The 22,182-nt window shown below is 41.8% G+C and carries 12 protein-coding genes; 3 read left to right on the plus strand and 9 right to left on the minus strand.

The genetic code is table 11. The features are described 5' to 3' along the window. Positions 1-374: 374 nt before the first annotated feature. From Q5866_RS11085 to Q5866_RS11125, 9 genes are all read right to left on the minus strand, one after another. Positions 375-896 (minus strand): TlpA disulfide reductase family protein, encoded by a 522-nt coding sequence (locus tag Q5866_RS11085; RefSeq protein WP_292268047.1) that lies wholly within the window; start codon positions 894-896, stop codon positions 375-377. Between the two features lie 166 nt (positions 897-1,062). Then, entirely contained in the window at positions 1,063-2,148 is a 1,086-nt protein-coding gene (locus Q5866_RS11090; RefSeq protein WP_292268045.1) for a thioredoxin domain-containing protein, read from the minus strand. A 176-nt stretch (positions 2,149-2,324) separates the two neighbouring features. Further along, positions 2,325-2,858: a hypothetical protein gene (locus tag Q5866_RS11095; protein WP_292268043.1), complete on the minus strand. Its 534-nt coding sequence runs from the start codon at positions 2,856-2,858 to the stop codon at positions 2,325-2,327. 12 nt (positions 2,859-2,870) lie between these two features. Next, the gene (locus Q5866_RS11100) at positions 2,871-4,301 is read right to left on the minus strand and encodes a RagB/SusD family nutrient uptake outer membrane protein (protein WP_292268041.1); all 1,431 of its coding nucleotides are present in this window, start codon (positions 4,299-4,301) and stop codon (positions 2,871-2,873) included. Positions 4,302-4,317: 16 nt separating this feature from the next. Beyond that, the gene (locus Q5866_RS11105; RefSeq protein ID WP_292268039.1) at positions 4,318-7,593 is read right to left on the minus strand and encodes a SusC/RagA family TonB-linked outer membrane protein; all 3,276 of its coding nucleotides are present in this window, start codon (positions 7,591-7,593) and stop codon (positions 4,318-4,320) included. Positions 7,594-7,766: 173 nt separating this feature from the next. Next, positions 7,767-8,924, minus strand: coding sequence for a FecR family protein (locus tag Q5866_RS11110; RefSeq protein WP_292268037.1), 1,158 nt, complete (start codon positions 8,922-8,924; stop codon positions 7,767-7,769). Positions 8,925-9,076: 152 nt separating this feature from the next. Then, positions 9,077-10,609, minus strand: coding sequence for an RNA-binding domain-containing protein (locus Q5866_RS11115; protein WP_099290835.1), 1,533 nt, complete (start codon positions 10,607-10,609; stop codon positions 9,077-9,079). Positions 10,610-10,639: 30 nt separating this feature from the next. After that, a complete protein-coding gene (locus tag Q5866_RS11120; RefSeq protein ID WP_099290836.1) occupies positions 10,640-11,992 on the minus strand; it encodes an ATP-binding protein in 1,353 nt (450 codons plus the stop codon). Between the two features lie 64 nt (positions 11,993-12,056). Then, positions 12,057-12,623 (minus strand): RNA polymerase sigma-70 factor, encoded by a 567-nt coding sequence (locus Q5866_RS11125; protein ID WP_303180312.1) that lies wholly within the window; start codon positions 12,621-12,623, stop codon positions 12,057-12,059. Between the two features lie 178 nt (positions 12,624-12,801). Here Q5866_RS11125 and hisS point away from each other — a divergent pair, with 178 nt between their 5' ends. From hisS to Q5866_RS11140, 3 genes are all read left to right on the plus strand, one after another. Then, entirely contained in the window at positions 12,802-14,163 is a 1,362-nt protein-coding gene (gene hisS, locus Q5866_RS11130) for a histidine--tRNA ligase (RefSeq protein ID WP_099290838.1), read from the plus strand. A 238-nt stretch (positions 14,164-14,401) separates the two neighbouring features. Continuing rightward, the gene (gene hutH / locus Q5866_RS11135; protein ID WP_303180272.1) at positions 14,402-15,898 is read left to right on the plus strand and encodes a histidine ammonia-lyase; all 1,497 of its coding nucleotides are present in this window, start codon (positions 14,402-14,404) and stop codon (positions 15,896-15,898) included. A 443-nt stretch (positions 15,899-16,341) separates the two neighbouring features. Next, on the plus strand, positions 16,342-22,125 hold the full coding sequence (locus Q5866_RS11140) for an alpha-2-macroglobulin (RefSeq protein WP_303180273.1): 5,784 nt from the start codon (positions 16,342-16,344) through the stop codon (positions 22,123-22,125). Positions 22,126-22,182 lie beyond the last annotated feature (57 nt).

Genomic DNA, 22,182 nt, shown 5'->3' on the forward strand with positions numbered 1-22,182 from the left:
GCATTCCCTTGAATAAAGGCAACACCCCTTCCTTCTTCAACGAATCAAGCAAAGCGGCTTCTTGACGAGTGTAATCCCGATAAACGACATTTCCATCCCCCTGCGCAAAACATTTCATGCTTCCGACTAAAACACAGCACAACACAATACTCAATAACTTACAATAGAATCCCATAATTACATTTTTAATCTAAGTATCCACAGATATGACAATTCAAATCGAAAAAAGAGGTATCAACAAGTAGAAAATATTTGCTCCAACTTTTTTCCTCTTCCAAGAAGGTCGACACTCCATAGGTCCGATGACAATGCTCTTTAAGGATTAGAAACAAGCTATCTGCTATCGTCACGATTAACGTGCAACTTGATAGCATTTACACCCCTTTCAACCCACTCAATATTTTCTCGAATTGCGGATCCGAGGGCTTTGGCAACTTTAAATCCACCACTCGTCCCTTTTTATCCAACAATATCAACCGGGGAATCGATGACACCTGAAACGCAAGCATGAAAGAGTTATCCCCCGCTATCCACCATTGATACCCGGTCATTTTTCCCCATCCCAACTCATTCCGCCACCTCTGTTCCTGGTGATCACAAGAAATACTCACGAAAACGATATTCCGATTTTTATACTTCTCCGCTATTTTTTTCAATGTAGGGTACTCTTGTTTACAAGGATGGCACCATGACGCCCAAACATCTATAACTACATACTTTTTTTTAAATTGCTTCAACGAAACTTCTTTCCCCTCGGTATCTTTAAAAATAAACCCCGGGCAACTATCACCTTTCTTTACCTCGTTTACTTTCTTTACACTCTCGCTCTTTTTAGACCCCTGACACCAAGCAATCACGGGAATTAACAACATAATAATCATCAATAATTTTCTCATAATCAATACAATTTACAAATCCCATTAAACTTTATATATCGGACAATACCGGATTTCGTTTTCCGGATTGTCCGAGTTCAATTCATTTTCAAATTCACTTCATACAAGATGTATTCCAGCCAAAACTTAAGAAATATTCATCTTTTCTAAAGATTTTTGCCGGATATCAAAACTTTGGTATCGCTTCCGCAAAATACTGCAAAGAGTACTGCATCTGTTGTGATTCCATTCTTTTTATCAATTGTTGAGTAAACTTGATAAATCCCGTTTTTTGTTCATCAGTCCATTTTCCCTTTCCTTGAAAAAGAAGAATTGGGCGAAAATACAAATAACTCAATTTCCCCTCGCTCATATTCTCGTAAACTCTCGGGTACAATGAATAAATTTTATCAGTGTCGCCCTTGTTAATAGCCCGCATCATCTCAATATAATCATACAAATAAGTAACCTTCAAATTATAATTTTTCAATTCCTTCTCGGCTGCATCCAGATCAGCATCCGTGGCAGGTATTCTTCCCCGCAACATCTCCTCCAACCTATTATCACATAGGAATAAAAGCTTTGCATCCACCTTCTCCTCCCCAACCGTTTTACGGAATCTATCCACGTTCTCTTGGAAAAACTTCAGGTTTTCGGAACCAATTGGCGACAACTGGGGATTGTCATAAATAGACCAATAAGCCTCGGAACACTTTTTCTTGTCTGGCAAAGACGCCAATATTTCCCCGGCAACCTCTCTCGCCTTGTCATACAGCCCAGAAGCCAATAAAGAATTTATATATTCAAATAGATAACCTTCCTCCCGGTCTCCCCTCAGGTAACGTTCTTCCATCTTAAACGCAGATTTCTCCCCAAACCCTTCTTCCACTTTTGCGATAAATTCGTCAGCAGTTTCCGTTCCACCCACAATTTTATAAATTAACGAACCATCCGTCTTCAATATCAAAAACGTGGGATAAGCAGGAACACCATATTTAGCAGCAATATCCACACCTTCACCTTGTTCCGCATTAATTTTCACGCACACGAAACGTTCATTCAAGTACTTCCCTAATTTTTCTTGCGGGAATACTTTATCCGCCATATATTTGCAAGGACCACACCACGACGTGTAACAATCCACGAAAACCATTTTATCCTCTTTCTTCGCTTGCTCCAGAGCTTGAGCAAGCGTTATGTCCCGAAAATTCGTCTGAGCGAATAAACCTATAAATAAAAACATACACCCAAATAACAATACAATTCTTCTCATTTTCATTATTTTAAATATTAAACATCTATGTCAAAATTTTACATCTTACGTATACAACTTCCTTGTGTTCAATTCCTTAAACACAAAATTCAATACTTATTTTTATTTCGCTATCGCTATAAAGAATAACTAACCTTTATAAATCAACCAATATATCTATTACCACACTTACAATCTTAATACCCCTGAAACAAAATAAATCGACCTTTCATCAAACAAGAATCCCCCACTACCAAATCCTCTGAATCCACCAACCGGAAATCCGCTTGAAGCGTATTTCCCATTTTTACAGGGTTATACTTCACTATTACCGGAATATTTACATAAGCAGAATCCCCCGGTATCGTCAAATAGGATTCCATCAACGGATCATCGAAAGCAATATAATCTTCTCCAGGAACCGCAGGTAAAAAATAATTATATTCCATTTCCGCCTCATACGTTTCAAACTTTACCTTTCTCGGTTTATCGGACGGGCGTCCAATCAAATGGAGACGGAAATAGACCGTATCTTGACGTTTTGTAGAACTTAGCATGGGACGATATCCCTCATATGGCAAAAACACGGGAGAAATATAAGTCTGCTCCACCGGCCATATATAATAAAATTGTACCCAATTATCCTCTCCCTCGTAATATTCTGCTCTCTCTTCTGTACAAGCAATAAAACCAAGAATACAGCATATTATAATAAAGAAAATTTTTCTCATAATTTCACAACTTTAGTCATTTAACAATTCTGCGCTAGGAATAACCAACCGGTACTGCTCATCAGTCAATTCACGAACACCAAATAACATATTTTTAGTATTATAACGCTTATATGTATAGAAATTTTGTCCTTCCCCGCAAAATTCCCGAATATACTCTAACAAAATTCTCTCTCTTCTATCACTTTCAGTCAAAGGTATATAAGGAACATTTCGAGCATCGCAATATTCCTTGTACACTTCATTTGCCTCAGTCAATGGAGCGGTTTCTGCCACAATCAAATATATCTCCGCCAAACGCATAATCGGAAAATTTTTCGGAGATGTTGAAGAAGCGTAAAAATTCAAGTACTTCGAGCAATAATACCCACTTGTTCCAAAACGATTGTAATAATACGCCCAAAACCATAGATAACGCTTATCTTCGACATTACCCGCAAACAAATCCTCAAAAAATGTATTATTATAATTGAGAACATAAACATTTTGCGGTCGCCATGACGTTCCTCTGGTATAATCATAATTATCACATTTTGTTCCGATAAGATGTTCACAATAACAAGTCAAATCCGTAGATGCATTATTATAAAGCACGGTATCCGCCGGGGTCATTAATCTCAACTTGAAAGAACCATCTTCATTTCTAGCCTCCTTTACCATCCGAGCATAGCGTAACGCATCTTCCGTATCCCCTTTCCATAAACGTACGCGCGCCTGTAAACCCAACACACCGTAATAATTAACATGACTCTTCCGAAATGACCATTCTGCAGTTGAAACATCCATGGTCTCAAACTTTTCCTTGAGAACAGGATCTGAATCCGACAGTAACATTTCTGCCGAATCTAAATCAGTCAACAAATAATTCATGTATTTCTCATACGTTATATACTCGTAAAGATTAATATCATTTACACGCACATAAGGTAAGTAAGTCTCCGAGGCATCCACATTCGAAGGTACCGGTCCATATAACCGGAGTAAATCAAAATGCATCAAAGCCCGAATAGCCAAAGCTTCTCCTCGCCCAAGATTATACACATCTTTTTTCAATTTGGATTGATTCTCTTTTGCCCCGGCAATTAAAGAATTCGCATTAGCTATAACATTGTAAAGCCCTTGAAAAATCATCGTGTTGTTTGTATTATCCGGTTGATCACTGTAATAATGTCCAGCCCACATGTATCCCGGAGTTCCTTCACTCCATGTATAAGTGCATCCCATTGATTCAACACACCCAGCTCCCCCCAAATAACCTTCCGGTGTATATAATCCCCGCATGTTGAGATAAAGCCCATTTAAACTTTGCAATACCCCCTCGTTCGTCGTAAACAACTTATCTCCAGTGATTGCCGTTTCTGGTTCAACCGTTAGCCAATCTTCACATCCGATAGAAAAAAACACCAAAACCACGCTTAATATAGAATATAATTTCTTTTTCATACGATTAATTATTAAATTAAAATGTACAAGATATTGACAAATTTGGATTAATCGAATAAGGATAAGAAGTCCCTCTTTCCCTATGAATCGTGGAAAAATAGAATATATCCGAAAGTTCCGTGGAAATAGATAGCATCTCCATTCCTAATTTCTTTGTCCACCTTTTAGGAAAATTATAACGGACATTTATGCTGTTACAAGTGAATATATTATTCTTATGTATGAACATATCACACGGGTAAGTGTTCATTACATTATAACCTTGTTTCTTATACAACGCTTCGTCTCCAATTTTCTGCCAGCCATCCTTCAAAACCTGGCGATCCACGTTATAAGTCAAATCCAAGTTTTCCCTTTTATTCAATTCTGTATAATTTTCCGCAACCCCTCCCCACTGAAAACCAAAACCTAATGACACTGACAAGCCCTCATAAGAAAGTGTCGTAAAGAGAGACCCATTCACTTTAGGTTCAGTATCTCCTAGATACACCAAATCTTCCCCGCTCTGATACAGTGTCATTTGTCCATCCTTCGATAAAAATATTCGTTGACCGGAAAGCGGGTCCACCCCTATCGTGCGCAAACCGTAAACAGCCGTCATTGAATATCCTTCACGATAACGCAAATAAGTAGAAGCTGAACTTAACGACTTATCATACAATTCTAACGTGTTTTTAAATCCTTCTGATAGCTTTACTAATTTTGACTTGTTATGCGAAAACTTTCCGCTAATACTCCAATCCCACTTCTTCGTCCCGACCAATTTTACTATCACGCTTCCATCATATCCCGTGTTCCGAATCTCTCCCACGTTACCACTGACCTTATCAAAACCATGAGAAATCGGCAAGTAAATATCCGTAAGAGTATTATCTGTCAACTTCGTATAGTAATTAAGTACGATTGCGATTTTATTATTGAAAAATCCCAAGTTCATTCCCACATTATGCTGGAATGTATTCTGTTGCTTCAAATTCGGGTTCGCAAAAGCAGACATCATAACCCCCAAATTACCATTATACGTGTAGTTCGCATCTCTCTTAAAAACCTCCATTGACTGTTCTGGTGAAAAAGCCATATTCCCGGAAACGCCGTAAGAATAACGTACCGACCAGTCTGAAACAAACGGTAAATACTCCATCACGTACTCTTCTTTACTGATTGTCCACCCCGCTCCTATCGCATAATATGAAGAAAAACGACTATTTTTCCCGAAAGAAGAACCACCATCCATACGATACGTCAAATCCAAGAAATATCGTGAATCATAATAATAATTACAAAAACCGCCAAACGATATACGACGAGAAGTTGATTCGTAACCGTAAGTTCCTCCCGTGGAGGGATATCCCAATGATGTCGCCAAGTGATTCACTTCTGAAGTCAAAAATCCTGTTGCAGACCAAGAAACACGATCATCCACTGTTTCTGACATTTCCCCGGATAGACCAATCGTTAACATGTGCCTATCGTTGAATGTTTTAGCATAATTTAAAGTCACTCGAGTCTCCCATAAACTTTCCGTTTTCTCGCCTCTGGAATATTTACCTTTTTGTTCCATATTTTCTTCGTCAGCAAACCATTTATGAGTAGGGGGAATAAACGAATCCTGAATACCGAATTTCCACGTTAATCCCAACATCGCTGTCACTTGAAAAGATGGAGATATTTGATAACGGGCCTGTGTCGTACTCCGTAAAGATGTATATTTCGACTCGTTCCAACATCCCACCTCTTTATCATACATTGGATTATCTATTACATATTGACTTTTCATCGGATGCACGTACTCCTCTATCAATGTACCATCCTCATCGTAAGGAGTCCAGTACCTATTCATTTTTACATAATTAGAGTAAAGCCCATAAGGACTATCTTGATTTTTATTCTTCCCGATCGTCAAAAGCTGTCGGACATTCCATTTCCCATGAACATAATCAAACGACATTGAACCATTAAAATTTTTCCGATCAGAACCTTTCATTACCCCAATAGTAGCATCATACATTAAAGCCAAACTAAAACGCCATGCTTCAGAACCACCCATAATATTCAACACATGCTGTTGACCAATACCTGTACGAAGTGGTTCATCCAACCAATTGTAATTTAAGCCGGAATCCACGGCATCTTTCAACTCACGATATTGTTCTTGAAGATTCGAATCATCCCATATTCCATAAACACGTTCTAATTCCAATTTCTCTTTAGCATTTGTTAAATCATCGTATGAACTTAATTCAGGAACTTCTATTTTAATCTTCCCTTGATACGATACCATAATTTTCCCAGACTTTGGGCGAAGAGTTGTTATAACAATCACACCATTCGCTCCTCGCGAACCATAAAGCGCCGTGGCACTTGCATCTTTCAATATCGTGATATTTTCAATCTCATTATCGTTCAAATCCATCACTCGTTCTAACGAAACTTCAAAACCATCCATGATAAACAGAGGTTGATTCAATTCATAATTACTCTCGTTATTTCGTATATCATCCGTAGAACGTAATGTAGACGCCCCCCTCAATTGAATTTCCGGCAAAGCATTCGGGTTAGAACCTTGTGCATTGTTCTCTATTAAACGTAAACTAGGATCCAAATTAGCTAACGTGTGTATCAAATTTCTAGAATAATGAGTTTTTAGTTCTTCTCTAGATATAGCCGTTACCGCACCAGTAAAACTTTCTTTGGGACGATTAAAAATACCAGTTACAACCACTTCTTCCATCTCTTGCAAATCTTCCTGTAACACCACACGTAAAGTATCCGTGCTACCGGAAAAATCAATTTGTTGTTTCTTGTACCCCACGAAAGAAAATTCCAGCTTTCCTTTTTGCATCGGCAACTCGATTGAAAACCACCCCCTCACGTTCGTAGAGGTACCCAAGGGTACACCGACGACCTTTACCGTTACCCCCGGTAAAGGCACCTTCTTCTCGTCATATACAAATCCTCTCACACGAACAGACTTTTTCTCCGGTTCGTCCTCCCCTACTGTAGGTTTAATAATAACCATTTTGTCAATATATTCCCACGAGAATCTTCTCCCTAGCATTTGCCGCAATACCTCATCAACCTTCGCATCTTTCACGTCAAGCGAGATCGCTTGGTTCACGTCCACCTCGTCAAAACTGTAAAAGAAATCCAGTTGCGTCTGTCGCTTCAATTCGGAGATAACCTTGGTAAAAGGCATTCCCTCGACCTTCAATGTCACCATCTGATCCTGTGCCCGCACGGACGCAGAAAGCGAAAAGACAAAACCACACATCAATAAAAAAGTCAGTTTCATAACCATTAAAATTTTCGCACGTGATTTTTTTAACGGGAACCACGTGCCCGTTCGTTTTTTTTTCATAGTTTTGTAATAAGAGTTAAACATTCATCCTCGGGAAATCGCAAGTTTCCCCGGATGGTTTCGCTACACCGGGAGTTGTTGCTGCAATTCCCGGTTTATTTTTAGATTCATCTATTCAGTTCAGTCACGACAACCGTCCTACCGTTCACGGTAAATTTCACCCGCGTGGTTTTCTCTATTATCGAGAATATCTCGTTTGCCGTGTATTCTTTCTTGATTACCCCGGCAAAGACAAAACGCTTCACTCGCTCGGAAGCAAAGAAGAAATCAACATCATACCAGCGCTGCAATTGCGCAGCGATTTCCTCCAATGTCGCACCTTCTTCGAAATAGAATTTTCCATCTATCCAAGCCGAAACTGCTGCCGCATCCACCTCTTTCGTCAAGATTCTACCTTCTTCCCACACGGCTTGCTGCCCGGGTGCAAGAATGGTTGACGCTCTATCTTTTCGATCGCTTACCTGCACCTTTCCGGATACCAACGTCGTACGAATCACTTCGTCCGGAGTATAAGCATTCACGTTAAACCGGGTACCCAGTACCCGCACATCCACTTCACCAACGTCAACGATAAAAGGTTTCCCGGCATCGGGTGCCACCTCGAAGAAGGCTTCTCCCTTAAGATACACTTTGCGTTCCTCACCCGAGAAGAATGTCGGGAAGCGAATTTCCGATTCGGAATTCAAGTAAACCCTAGAACCGTCTGCCAGTGTCAACTGATACTCTCCTTTACGCGGGACTACAATCGTGTTGTATTCCACCTCGGTCGATTGCCCCTCTCCCTGTTCATAGGTCACGCTTCGAGCCGAATCCAAGCGAACACGCACGCCTCCTTTAGTTGTTAAAGTATCAACTTGGACGGATGCCAAATTTATCCGTTCTCCTTTCGCCATAATCAACACGGCTTGAGGACTGCCCGCCTCCAGTACCGGAACTTGTGCCACGGGAATCTCTTTTGTTTCACGCAACGAGAACCATATCGTGCCACCCACGAATAACGGGATCATTACCGCTGCAACCCAACGCCACAACATTGCCACCCGACGCCGATTCTGACCTTCACCCCGGTATCCCTCGACAACTCTCCACATTTTCTCCCGATCGAACATCACATCACCCCGCTCCATCATTCCCACTTCCCGCAACACGCCCCGCACCCTCGCGAAATCCGCATCCCGCCAAATTTTCCGCCACTCGGCATCGCCCGGCTTCACTCTCCCTTCCAGCACCGCTCGTAACCATTCTTTTTCGTCTTTTGTGCTCATAGTTTTTCTGTTTTCTACCCTCTAAGCGAGAAGGGGTGAAAAAAGGGTGAAAAGAAAATGAGATTTTTTCAGAAAAATTGAAAAAAATCTTCGGCAAGCACAAAATTCTAAGACCAATATAGCACTAAATGTCTATAATAACATACTAATTCTTATTCACCACCTTGTTGCTCTTTGATTATCCAATGCCCATAAGTCTTTCCACCTTCACGTATAAGATTAATGCCAAGTTTCCTAATCGCAGAAAAATCACGCTGCACAGTTTTTTCTGATACTCGAAGTCTTTCAGACATTTCCTGTCCAGTCATCGTTGGCGTACAATAGATAAATTCTAATATAGATTTCTGACGATCAGTAAGTTCCTTTAGGACATCCTTTGAGACATTCTTTAAGACATTCTTCAAGACATCCGACATGTCATTAGGCTTCTCTTCTACAAGAGTTTCTATATGCAGTATCAATTTTACCTGCATTAATTCCGGTTGCTCAATGAGTTCCGGCTTCAACCAATGCTTCTCATTCCACGCACTAAGGATAAGCGGGAAGCCTGACCCAAGATTCTCCCCGTAACCAATCGCACGAAGCATTGCTTGCATACGCTGATTACGAGCTCTTGACTCTCCACCTGCATAAATTTGTTCTACAGGAAGTTTTAGTAAGCCCGGATTTGTAAGAACAAAACGATCATCATATTTTTCTACTTTCAATACACCATTAAGCATTAGGTCTGCATGAATGATAGCATTGGTCAAAGCTTCACGCACAGCCTTATGTTGAGGTGTATCATCTTTCCTGATAACCCCCTCCATCCTGAATGGTCGTGGTAGATCTTTTGTCAATTTAGGCAACACATTTTGTATGAAATTAAAAAGGTTATTTTCCCAAGTTCCATCGTATGTAAGGCGGTCACTATAACGTTGCTCTCCTATAAGATTGGTTTTATCAATATAATCCATACGAAGATTATCAAAACGGTCACGTACGGGTAAGCCCTTACCAAACATCAACAATCCTGCCATAGTCAATCCTTCAGTCTGTTCTTTACGATTCACCACATAGCCACCAATCTGTACTAGGAATTCCTTATGTTCAAGGCTATTCCATACATGCTCTGGATGATCTGTCCTGAACAACATACGATACCGTTCCAAAGAAGGAATGTCAATATCATCCATCGTATAATATTCTAAGAACATACGATCATTGCCTGTTTCATTAGAATCACGCACCATCATTCTTAGTTCTTGTTCCGTGCAATGATAATCACCTTCGTGATTTCGCTTGTAAGTTCCTCTTGAAAGATTATTGTTAATGTACACAGGGCGAATAGTATAATCTGCTCGTGGTACATTTATTACTATCACGTTCTTCCCCTCCACAGACACAACTTGCACATCCTCGTCACGCAACAAATTGATACTTACCTTCTCATGACTATTTATCGTGTTCCACAAGTCCTTACGCATCCTATCCGCCTCTCCCACACCGGTAATGACAAATCTCTTTGCCTGGCCCTCCCCTACCATGTTCTCGTCAACACCAAGAAGAATGGTACCACCATATGTATTAGCAAAAGCAGAATACGTTTCCCATAAAGAACTTGGCACACCTTTCTGTGCTTTCTTACATTCCAATGTCACACACTCTCCATCCGCAAGTAGTTTATATATATCTTGTTCTTTCATTTTTCCAATTTTATAAACATACCCAGAAAACTACATATCCTCCAAAGAGAAGAATTTCGTTTCAATGGAATATTTCGCCATTTCCTTTTGCTTCACGTGTTCCACTTTCTCCATGAACAACTTATGATTATAGTTATTCACATTTCGTTTCACCTCTGCCACCAATGCCTCGTTGCCTCGTGCCCGTAAAGCAATAATATCAATCTCAAAAGCCTCTATCTTTTGTTTACCGGACATACTTTTCATTTCCCACCATGAGCCGATTTCTTTGAAACCTCCGGCTTCCGCAAGTTTTTGCCTGAAATACTTTTCCAATACCCGTCCGGAATAAGTCGGATAATCAGCCTGCGCCAAGTGATACAAATCATCAAAATTTTGTAATTCGATATAGGAACGATTACCCTCTATATATTTGAACCAGAAACTCAAAAAATTATCTATTATAATATAGCGAACATTTTTTTTACTACCCGGCTTCGCGAAAATAGGACGTTCACGTGTGATCAAATGATAAACATTTTCCAGTTTATTCAAATGTCCCCCGATGGCTATTCCTCCCAAACGAGCTTCAATCTCGCCCTGCGTGTAATACCCGTTAGCCAATTCTTGGAGTATAGAAAAATATGTCCCGTAATTCTTCCCGAATTCCGTGATTAACAAATTCCGCCCCTCATCTAAAAAAGGCGACATTTCAGAGAAAACAAAACGATACATCTTCTCGACAGTCAATCGATCGTTATCACAAAACAACTCCACGTATTTAGGGACTCCCCCGGTAATCGTGTACAGAGCAAGTAAATCATCGTTACTATAACCGGGAGCGTATTCTTCCATAATCTGTTTCAAAACTTCCACTTTGAACGGACGCAACTGTAAGATATTATCCGCCCGCCCGAACAGGGGTTCACTATGCTCCGTGAATATCTTCTGCATCAAAGAAAAAACGGAACCACAAATGACCAGATTTACACGTGTATCCTGCCGATATGAATCCCACAAATTTTGCAAATCACTGAAAACTGTTTCATTAATATTATAGAACTCTTGAAATTCATCTATCACGAGATTGAAGGAACGTGTTTTACCCAATTCAAAAAGATATTGCATCAAATTTGAAAACGAAATCATCCCTTCCGGTACAAACACGGATAACACTTCACGCACATGTCCCGCAAATTCGGAAACCAAAACACTTTCCGACTTCCGACCGACAAAGAAATAAAGCGTCACAGAACCATCATCCTGAAATGCCTGCTTTATCAAACTGGTCTTCCCGATACGCCTCCGCCCTGTTACAACAAGCATTCGGGAATTTCGCGTGAAAGCAAGTCCCTGCACCCGCTTCAATTCTTCAATTTCCTTTTCTCGATTATAAAACTTCATTTGAACTAAAATTATTATTTTTGCAACCACGGTTGATTCAACCGCTGTTGCAAAAATAATAATTTTACTCGAAAGCGACTAAAAGAATCATCATAAATCTCTTGTCCTTATCGCCGAATTCATCCTTAATTTTCTTATACGCTGTTTTCATCTGTGTCTTTACCGTGTTCACGGAAATATCCAGTTGCTCGGCGATTTCTTTATAACTCATGCTTTCCATGCATCCCAAGATAAAAATTTCCCTACATTTCGGGGGGAGGGTTTCCATAATGGATTGCAAACGGTCATAAAGTTCCTCGAAATTATCATTCTCGTCAGAATCATCCACTCCGGTCATCATCATTTCCTGACGATAACGTTCCTCGACCTTCTCGTGAAGTTTGTAATCGATACATGAATTTTTAACGGAACGGCAAAGATAGGCATAAACGGAACCCGTGTAAGTAATTTTATCCCGATTCGTCCACAAGTAAATAAAAACTTCCTGCACAATATCCTCCGCCTCTTCCCGATGCTTCACGAATCCCAAGGCATAATGAAATAATTGTTCCGCATAACGGTCAAAAAAGGAGTTGAAAGCACTCCAGTCACCCTCTTGCATTTTCCAGAATAATATGTCCTCTCTTATCATCACACTAAACCACTGGTCCACGAAACAAATATCAGAAAATTCTATCTAATAAACAACCTCAAAATCCGAAATCAACAATCATAAATCTAAAATCAATTAATTCCCCGAAGAAGTTTCAAAAGAAATTAGAATCGTTTATATTTGCAACACATTTAAATCTAAAGCTTAAAAACGAAAAATGGCACAGACTCCATCTATTCCTAAAGGGACAAGAGATTATTCACCGGAAATTATGGTGAAAAGAAATTATATATTCGACACGATTAAATCCGTATTCAAACTGTATGGCTATTTGCCACTGGAAACTCCTGCCATGGAGAACCTTTCCACGTTGATGGGTAAATACGGGGAAGAGGGTGATAAATTACTTTTCAAGATACTAAATTCCGGCGATTTTCTTTCCTCTGTTACCGATAGCGAAATGACGGAGCGCAACATTCCTCGCCTGACAAACAAAATTTGCGAGAAGGGCTTGCGTTACGATTTGACGGTACCTTTCGCCCGTTTCGTGGTGCAACACCAGAACGAAATCACGTTCCCGTTCAAGCGTTACCAGATACAACCCGTGTGGCGTGCCGACCGTCCGCAAAAGGGACGTTACCGGGAGTTTTACCAATGCGACGTGGATGTCGTGGGTAGCGACTCCCTGTTAAACGAGGTGGAAATAGTGCAAATCGTGGACGAGGTCTACAAACGCTTGAAGATAAATGTCCGCCTGTTGATGAACAACCGGAAAGTGTTAGCCGGAATTGCCGAAACCATCGGTCACCCGGAAAAATTGGTTGACATCACCGTGGCTATCGACAAAATGGATAAAATCGGGGCAGAGAATGTAAACGCCGAATTACGGGAAAAAGGAGTATCGGAAGAGGCCATCGAAAAATTACAACCTATCCTGCATCTGGAAGGAACGAACGAAGAGAAATTAGCCCGCCTGCAAGAAATACTGCAAGGAAGCGAAATCGGTTTAAAAGGCGTGGCAGAATTAAGTACCGTGTTCCGTTACCTGCAACAACTCGATATCCGAATTGAAGTAAAATTAGACCTCACGCTTGCCCGCGGGTTAAGCTATTACACGGGGGCCATTTTCGAGGTCAAGGCATTAGACGTGGAAATCGGAAGTATCACCGGGGGAGGACGTTATGACGACCTGACCGGAATATTCGGGATGAAAAATATGTCGGGCGTGGGAATCTCGTTCGGTGCCGACCGTATCTTCGACGTGATGAACCAATTGGATATCTTCCCGAAAGACGCCACGGCAACCACTCGTATCCTGTTCGTCAACTTCGGGGAAAAAGAAGAGGCTTTCTGCCTCCCGCTCTTGAAAAATTTACGGGCAGCAGGCATTAACGCCGAGATATACCCGGAAGCCGCCAAGATGAAAAAACAAATGACGTACGCCGATAAGAAAAATATCCCGTACGTGGCATTAGTAGGGGAAAACGAAATCGCCAACAACATGGTAACCCTGAAAAATATGCTCACGGGAGAACAAGAAAGTGTTGCAATCATCGAATTGGCAGAGAAATTAAAATAAAAGCGTATGCAACTATACCGCAAAGAACAACGCCCGCTAAAAAACCACGGCTTCGATACTCGTTTTCCCTGACGGGAAAAGAGTTCATAAAGTTTATAAAGTTCATAAGGTTTATAAAGTAAAAAACTTTCAGAACCGCAGGTTCAACTTTATGAACCTTACGAACCTTATAAACCAAGGGGACCTCGTCCCCGCATGTGTGCAATCTAAAATCTAAAATTTAAAATCTAAAATTCCAATGACTCATTATATTACCCCGGAGTATTTAACCTTCGATCAAATAGAGAAAATCATTAATAAAAAATATAAACTCGCTTTATCTGACGAGAGCAAGAAGTTAATTAATGACTGTAAGGCATATCTGGATCACAAGATTGCCACTTCCGAAAAGCCGTTGTACGGCATCACGACCGGATTCGGTTCTTTATGCAAGATCACCATTTCGCCCGAAGACCTGAGTCAACTGCAAGCCAATCTCGTGATGTCACACGCTTGTAGCGTGGGAAAACCCGTGCATCAGGATATTATCCGTTTAATGTTGTTACTGAAGGCTCACGCTCTTTCCTTGGGTAAATCAGGAGTACAACTGGTGACCGTGGAGCGTATCATCGATATGTTCAACAAAGACGTGCTTCCCGTGGTAAAAGAATTAGGCTCATTGGGTGCATCCGGTGACCTTGCCCCGCTTGCTAACTTATTTTTACCGCTGATTGGAGAGGGTGAAGTATTCTATAAAAACAAAATCTATCCCGCCAAAGAGATCAACCAAAAATTCGGTTGGGAACCTATCCAATTGGGTGCAAAAGAAGGCTTGGCCTTGTTGAACGGGACTCAATTCATGAGCTCACATGCCGTTTACGCTCTATTGAACGCTTTCAAGGTGGTTAAATATGCCGATATTATCGGTGCTCTCTCTTTGGAAGCATACGACGGACGCATCGACCCGTTCTTGCCGCAAATTCACGAGGCCCGTCCTCATCCGGGACAAATCGAAACGGCACGCAATATCCGCACTTTACTCGAAGGTTCTGAATTCCAAAAGGTGGAAAAAACTCACGTGCAAGACCCGTATTCTTTCCGCTGCATGCCGCAAGTACACGGTGCAGTGAAAGATACCGTGAATTACGTGGCTTCCGTGGTGGAACGCGAAATCAACTCCGTGACCGACAACCCGACCATTTTCATGGACGACGACCTGATTATCTCCGGTGGTAACTTCCACGGCGAACCGCTGGCACTGGTTCTCGACTTCCTTAGTATAGCTATCGCCGAGTTAGGCAGTATATCTGAAAGACGGGTATACCGTTTGATTGCCGGTGACCGCAAGACTCCCGAATTCTTGGTTGCCAATTCCGGTTTGAACTCCGGTTTCATGATCCCGCAATACGCCGCAGCCGCTATCGTGAGCAAGAACAAACAACTGTGCAGCCCGTGTTCCGTTGACTCTATCCCCTCTTCCAATGAGCAGGAAGACCACGTCAGCATGGGTGGTAACGCAGCCGTGAAGACGGTACAAGTAATCGAAAACGTGGAATGCGTACTGGCTATCGAGTTAATGAACGCCGCGCAAGCTATCGACATGCAACGCCCGACCAAAACTTCCGAGTATTTGGAAAACTTCCTGTCTGAATTCCGCACTATCGTGCCGTTCAACAGCGAGGACCGCGTGATGTATCAAGATATTGAAGCTGCCGTTGAGTTCCTGAAACAAGGCGAATTCGCGAACTTCAAATAAAGTTGTCCAAAAAGCACTCATCTGCTGCGTTCCTACCTTGCATCTAAGTACTTTTTGAACAACTTTCTAAAATGAAAAAAAGGCTGTCTTTTCAGGGGCAGCCTTTTGCATATAAAACACTAGAGAGCAACACAACAAACCCACAAAATTCTTTCAACTCCTTCCCTTCATTCGTTCTTCTCTCGTTTATCTTTCGTTCTTCAGACACTCCCACATGTAGAAAGAACGACATAAAATGAACTGAAATTCATTCACCGGAACTTATTTCAACTGCAATTCGACAGAAACATTCCGGCAATAATCTATTTCCTCCAGAGATACATTAAAGAATTTTATTCGTACTTTTATGGAATTTCTGTTCCGTTTGCATCTATGTAATAACTTTCCCGTTGGGAATTGCGAATAACGTAGGATGAAAAAGTATAATTCAAACAGATAACGATATGATAAAAAGACTACTAATTATTACGGTATTATTATTCGGAGTACATGTTGCGTTCAGTCAGCAGAATCTCTCCGACAAAGAAAACGAGGCAGCCCCGAAAACGGCCTTGCTTCAAGCACAGAAGGACTATCGACAAGCGGTAAAAGAAAAAAACTCCCCGCTACTGATACAATCTCTGATTCGCCAGATCAAGTATCAGGCTTTGATTGACATGGATAGTATCCCTCCCATGTTACAGGATCTGGAAAAATACATCGGGGAAGACCGGAATACAGTAGAAAAAAGCATTCTTCATTCATTGATAGCGGAACTCTATCAAATGTATTACATGAGTGAACTTACCAAAATATACAACAGGACTCCCGTTACCGGATACATTCCCCGCAACATGGCGGAATGGACCGGTAACATATATATCGAGAAAATATTTCAGCATGCACTAGACGCAGTGAAAGCGCAACCGCAACTTGCAGAAGTAAATTGTCTGGATTACAAGGAAATAATGATTCTCGGGAAAAACTCCCCGGCTCTTCGACCGACAATGTACGATTTTCTGGTATATCGCAGTATTGATATATTAAACGGCCTCTATAATATTTCACAATATTACAAACAGAGTCCGGTCACCGATAATCAATTATTTGCTCCAGTAGCGGATTTCGTGGGAATGACTATCGAGGCTAACCCCTTCGACGTTTCTTCAAATATCATCAAACTCTATCAATCTCTATTACAATCGGAACTGACAGCCAAACGTGTGGATGCCGTTCTCATTTCCGATCTGGATCGTCTGGAATATATTCGTAGAGTAATCAACACGAACGACAGCGATTCACTATATACAAGCGCTTTAGAACAATTGGCTCACCAGTATAACAAAAGCCCTTACAACACGGAAGTTCTTTACAAACTCGCGCTGACTTATTATGAACCCGCCAGATTCAATTATGCCAATCCCGGTACCACGGAAAAACCTGAATACAAAAAAGCACTGGATATATGCAATAAAGGTATTCGCCAATACCCGAATTATTTCCGGATCAACATCTTGAAACAAATGGCTCAAGAGATAACACGAACGAACATATTTTATACGCTTGAACCCAATGTCTATCCGGGACATACTCAAAACATAAAACTCTCGTTCAAAAATTTATCCGACATATCGTTCACGCTATATAAAGTTGATGAAACCACATTAGACTATTTGCATCTTGACAAAAAAACACCGAAACTGAAAAAGATATCTACCCACACGTACCGCCTCCCCAAAGAACTGTATTCACAGGATACCGTTTTACAGATTCCCGTGACAAGTACCGGACGTTATCAACTGACAGTTTCTTACGGAACGGCAAAACAGCAAGCGGATTCCTCTTATTTCAGTTCCAGTCGTCTGTCAACCATTGCCAGCAAAACGAGTGACAAAAACTACAATGTACTTGTATGCGATCTCGTCAGCGGAAAACCGATTCAAGGGGCAAAAGTGAAAATTTACAGCAGAAGCGGACGTAAATATGTTCTGGATACAGAATTCACTTCCGACGCGAATGGAATTGCCTCTATAAAAAACGTCCCCCAAGACCGTCTCTATCAAGTTACTTTAGGGAGTGACGACCACGGGGTAGTAACCCGCCTCCCGAATCAATATTTCAGTTCCTCGAAACCGATAGTAAAAGAAACCAGTCTTTTTACCGATCGGGCAATATATAGACCGGGACAAATCGTCTATTTCAGCGGAATTTCTTGGGAAGCAACCGCCGAAGCCTCAAAAGCCGTCACGGGAAAGAAATACACGGTAACGTTATCGGATGTCAATAACCAAGTCGTGGCGAAAGAAGAAGTACAAACCAATGAATTCGGTTCCTTTGCCGGTAAATTCACGTTACCGCAAGACGTACTGAACGGACTTTTCTTCATTACCGCGGGCGAAGCCAATCACACCATTACCGTAGCCGAATACAAACGCCCGAAGTTCGAAATCACCTTTAACCCGATAAAAGGAGCTTACAAAGCTGGTGACCGACTTACGGTTTCCGGTATCGCCAAGAACTATTCCGGCGCCAACGCGGGCAATAGTAAAGTCACCTACTCCATCCAAAGCCGCTCTTTCGCGTGGAGATTCCAAGAAAATACAATTGCCGCCGGTAAAACTCAAACAAACGAGAAAGGCGAATTCAGTATTTCATTCGACACGGAAAAAACAACAGACAATTCTCCCGGGGCTCTTTATAGAAATTTCGTCACGTACACGGTTTCGGTCACGGTCACCACTCCCAACGGGGAAACACAAGAGTCCAATTATTCGGTACAAGTAGCACCCCAAAACTATCGGTTGAATTCTTCCGTTTATCCTTACATGAATAAAGAGAAACCGAATAGTATTACAGTCACGACGCTAAACTATAATGAATATCCATTAACCGAAAATATCACTTACGAATTATCCGCGTTAAAACCGCTACAAAAACTCGGGGAAGAATATGACCGGAGTAATTTACCCGTGGATAAAAAAGTATTGGAAGGCACATTTACTACCAATACGGACAAACCATTGGAGTTGAATCTATCCTCATTACCTTCCGGAGCGTATCTGTTAAAACTTTCCGGCACAGGTGACAATAGTAATATTACCGACGAAAATATCATATATCTTTATTCCCCTCAGGATAAACGCCCGCCTTATCTCACCTATTTCTGGAGCGTGGAAGAGAAAACAACTTGCATCCCGGGAGAAGATGCCAGAATCTTATTAGGCTCATCCGCTAAAGACGTGTATGTATTATATGAAATATACTCCGACCAGAAACTCATGGAACGAAAACGATTGGTACTAAACAACTCCAATGCGACTCTGGATATACCGTATAAAGAGGATTTCGGGAAGAAAGCAGAGGTAATTGTCAGCTTTATCAAAGACGGCGAATTTTTCACGAATAATTTCATGCTGACTCGTGAAGAAGCTGACAAAAAACTGGATATTATCACGAAAACATTCCGGGATCACCTTACTCCCGGGCAAAAAGAAGAATGGTCATTCATCATTAAAAACGGACAGGGAAAAGCTGTCATTGCAGAGATAATGGCAGGTATGTATGATGCTTCTCTGGACAAAATCCGTCCAAATATTTGGAATTTCAACCCGGTTTACTACAATTACAGCACAACGCCCCGGTGGAGGTTCGACAACTATCCGTTAAGGGGAACTCTCGGCTATAATCAGAAACGCATGGAGGTACCCAGATTTGAATTTAATAGATTAAACCTCTACGGATTAAGCCAATACACATTCCTCGGTTGGGATAATGCTGTTGTCGCGGGATATGGCCATTCCAGAGGAGGGGCAAAACAAGAAATTATGGTAGAAGAAATGGCAGAAGAAGAAATAGCATTGCCCAGAAAGGTTGCCGGTATTGCGGAAGATAATGATAACACGAAATTTTATATCAGAGGGTTGAGTTCATTCAAAGCATCAGCCGATTCCGGTGTTCCGGGAGTCTTATCGGAAGAAAGTGTTATTGACGCGACTCCGCAAATCAGACAAAATTTCCAAGAAACAGCATTCTTCTACCCGCAACTTTTAACGGACTCAACGGGTAACGTGGTAATCAAATTCACGGTACCAGAATCCACCACGACGTGGAAATTCATGGCACTGGCACATACCCGGGATATGCAATTCGGACAAATTGAAAGATCGGTTATCACAAGCAAAGAGTTTATGGTCAATACCAATCTGCCCCGATTCGTACGCACGGGAGATAAGGTCGTGCTGCAAGCGACAATCAATAATCTCACGACAACCGCACAACAAGGTGAAGCATACCTCGAACTGTTCGTTCCCTCGACGGATGTCGTGATCAGTAAACAACAACAACCGTTCAACGTGAATGCACAAGAGAACCAAACCGTAAATTTCGAGTTTACCGCCCCGGAAGATACGGATCTACTCGGGTGTCGTATTGTTGCATCTTCAGCACAATTCAGTGACGGAGAACAACATGTGCTTCCCGTGGTTCCCGATGCCACACTGGTGACTCAAACCTTACCGATATTCGCGAGCAAACAAGGGCAACAAACGTTCAAGTTGAATGCACCGAAAGGAATTACCCCATATCGCCTGACGCTGGAACTCACCGCCAACCCGGTATGGTACGCCGTTCTCGCCCTGCCTACGATAAACACGCCGCAAACCGAGAATGTAACCGAAATCACGGCGTCCTATTATGTCAGTACATTGGCGACGGCTATCGCTAACGCGAATCCGCGAATCACGGATGCCATCCGGCAATGGATGCAAAAACCGGATGCCGCACTAACTTCCCCGCTGGAAAAGAATCAGGAATTAAAATCCATTCTGCTACAACTTTCCCCGTGGGTAACCGAAGCACAGAGTGAAACACAACAAATGCACTCTTTAGGTGAACTTCTGGACGTGAACCGCCAAAACTATATCGCCCGGCAAGCCATCAAAAAATTGGCTGAACTGCAAAACGAAGATGGTGGTTGGTCATGGTTCAAGGGATTCTATTCCAGTACCTTCATGACTGAAAATGTCCTTGAGGCAATGGCACGGCTTGTCTCGTTAAACGCCACGAGCCACCCGGAAGAAGTAAAGATGATGCAAATCAAAGCGTTGAACTTCCTCGATAAACAAATCCAAGAATCCTACAAGAACATCAAAACTGCCGGATATTCCCAAATATTATACCTGTACACCCGCAGTTCATACCGGGATATCCCGTTGACCGATGCTCTGAAAGCTCACAAGTTCTATCTGGGACAACTGGAAACTTCATGGACCAAACTTTCACTGTACGAGAAAGCCTTGTCAGCCATCACTCTTTATCGATACGGTAAAACGGATGCGGCGAAACAAATCATACATTCTTTGAAAGAATACTCCACCACCACGCCCGAAACGGGTATGTACTGGGCGAACAACCGTTCAACCCTTTTCACCAACTCCGCTATCCAGACTCACGTCGCGATCATGAGTGCTTTCCGTGAAATTGAAGGCAATTCCACGGATACCGAAGAGATGAAACAATGGTTATTGCGCCAGAAACAAACTCAAAACTGGGGATCAACACCCACTACGGTCGACGCTATCTACGCTTTACTCCTCACGGGAAATAATCAATTGGCATCCCAAGAAGAACTGGCGGTAAAACTCGGTAACAAGAAATTGAATATTACCCCGGAAGAATCCAAATTGGGATACATCAAACAAAGTTTCACGGGCAAAGAGATTACCCCGAAAATGCTGAATGTAACGCTCTCGAAACAACAACAGCAAGCAAGCTGGGGTGGTTTATACCTGCAATATTTCGAGAAACTGGACAAAATCACCGGTCATTCGGGCGGAATCTCTGTCAAGAAACAGTTATTCATCCAACAAGAAGAAGATACCGGAAGTACGTTAATCCCGCTGGCAGAACAAGAATTAAAAGTCGGTGATAAAATCTGTATCCGTATCACGGTATCCAACGATCAGGATATGCAATTCGTGCATCTGAAAGATTTAAGAGCCGGATGTTTTGAACCGACGGAACAACTTTCCGGCAACCGTTGGCAAGAGGCTCTCGTGTATTATCAGGAAACGACAGATGTTGCTACCAACTTCTTCTTCGACTTCCTCCCGAAAGGTACGCATGTATTCGAGTACACGGTATGGATCGCACAAAGCGGAACCTATCAAGACGGTATCAGTACTCTACAATGTGTATACGCCCCACAATATTCGGCAAACAGTGATGCAGGAACCATTACCGTACACTGAACAAATTGAAATAAAAAAATAGAAGTGAGGAAAAATCCTCACTTCTATTTTTTTATT

Source organism: uncultured Butyricimonas sp. (assembly GCF_959596855.1).
Taxonomy (GTDB): domain Bacteria; phylum Bacteroidota; class Bacteroidia; order Bacteroidales; family Marinifilaceae; genus Butyricimonas; species Butyricimonas muris.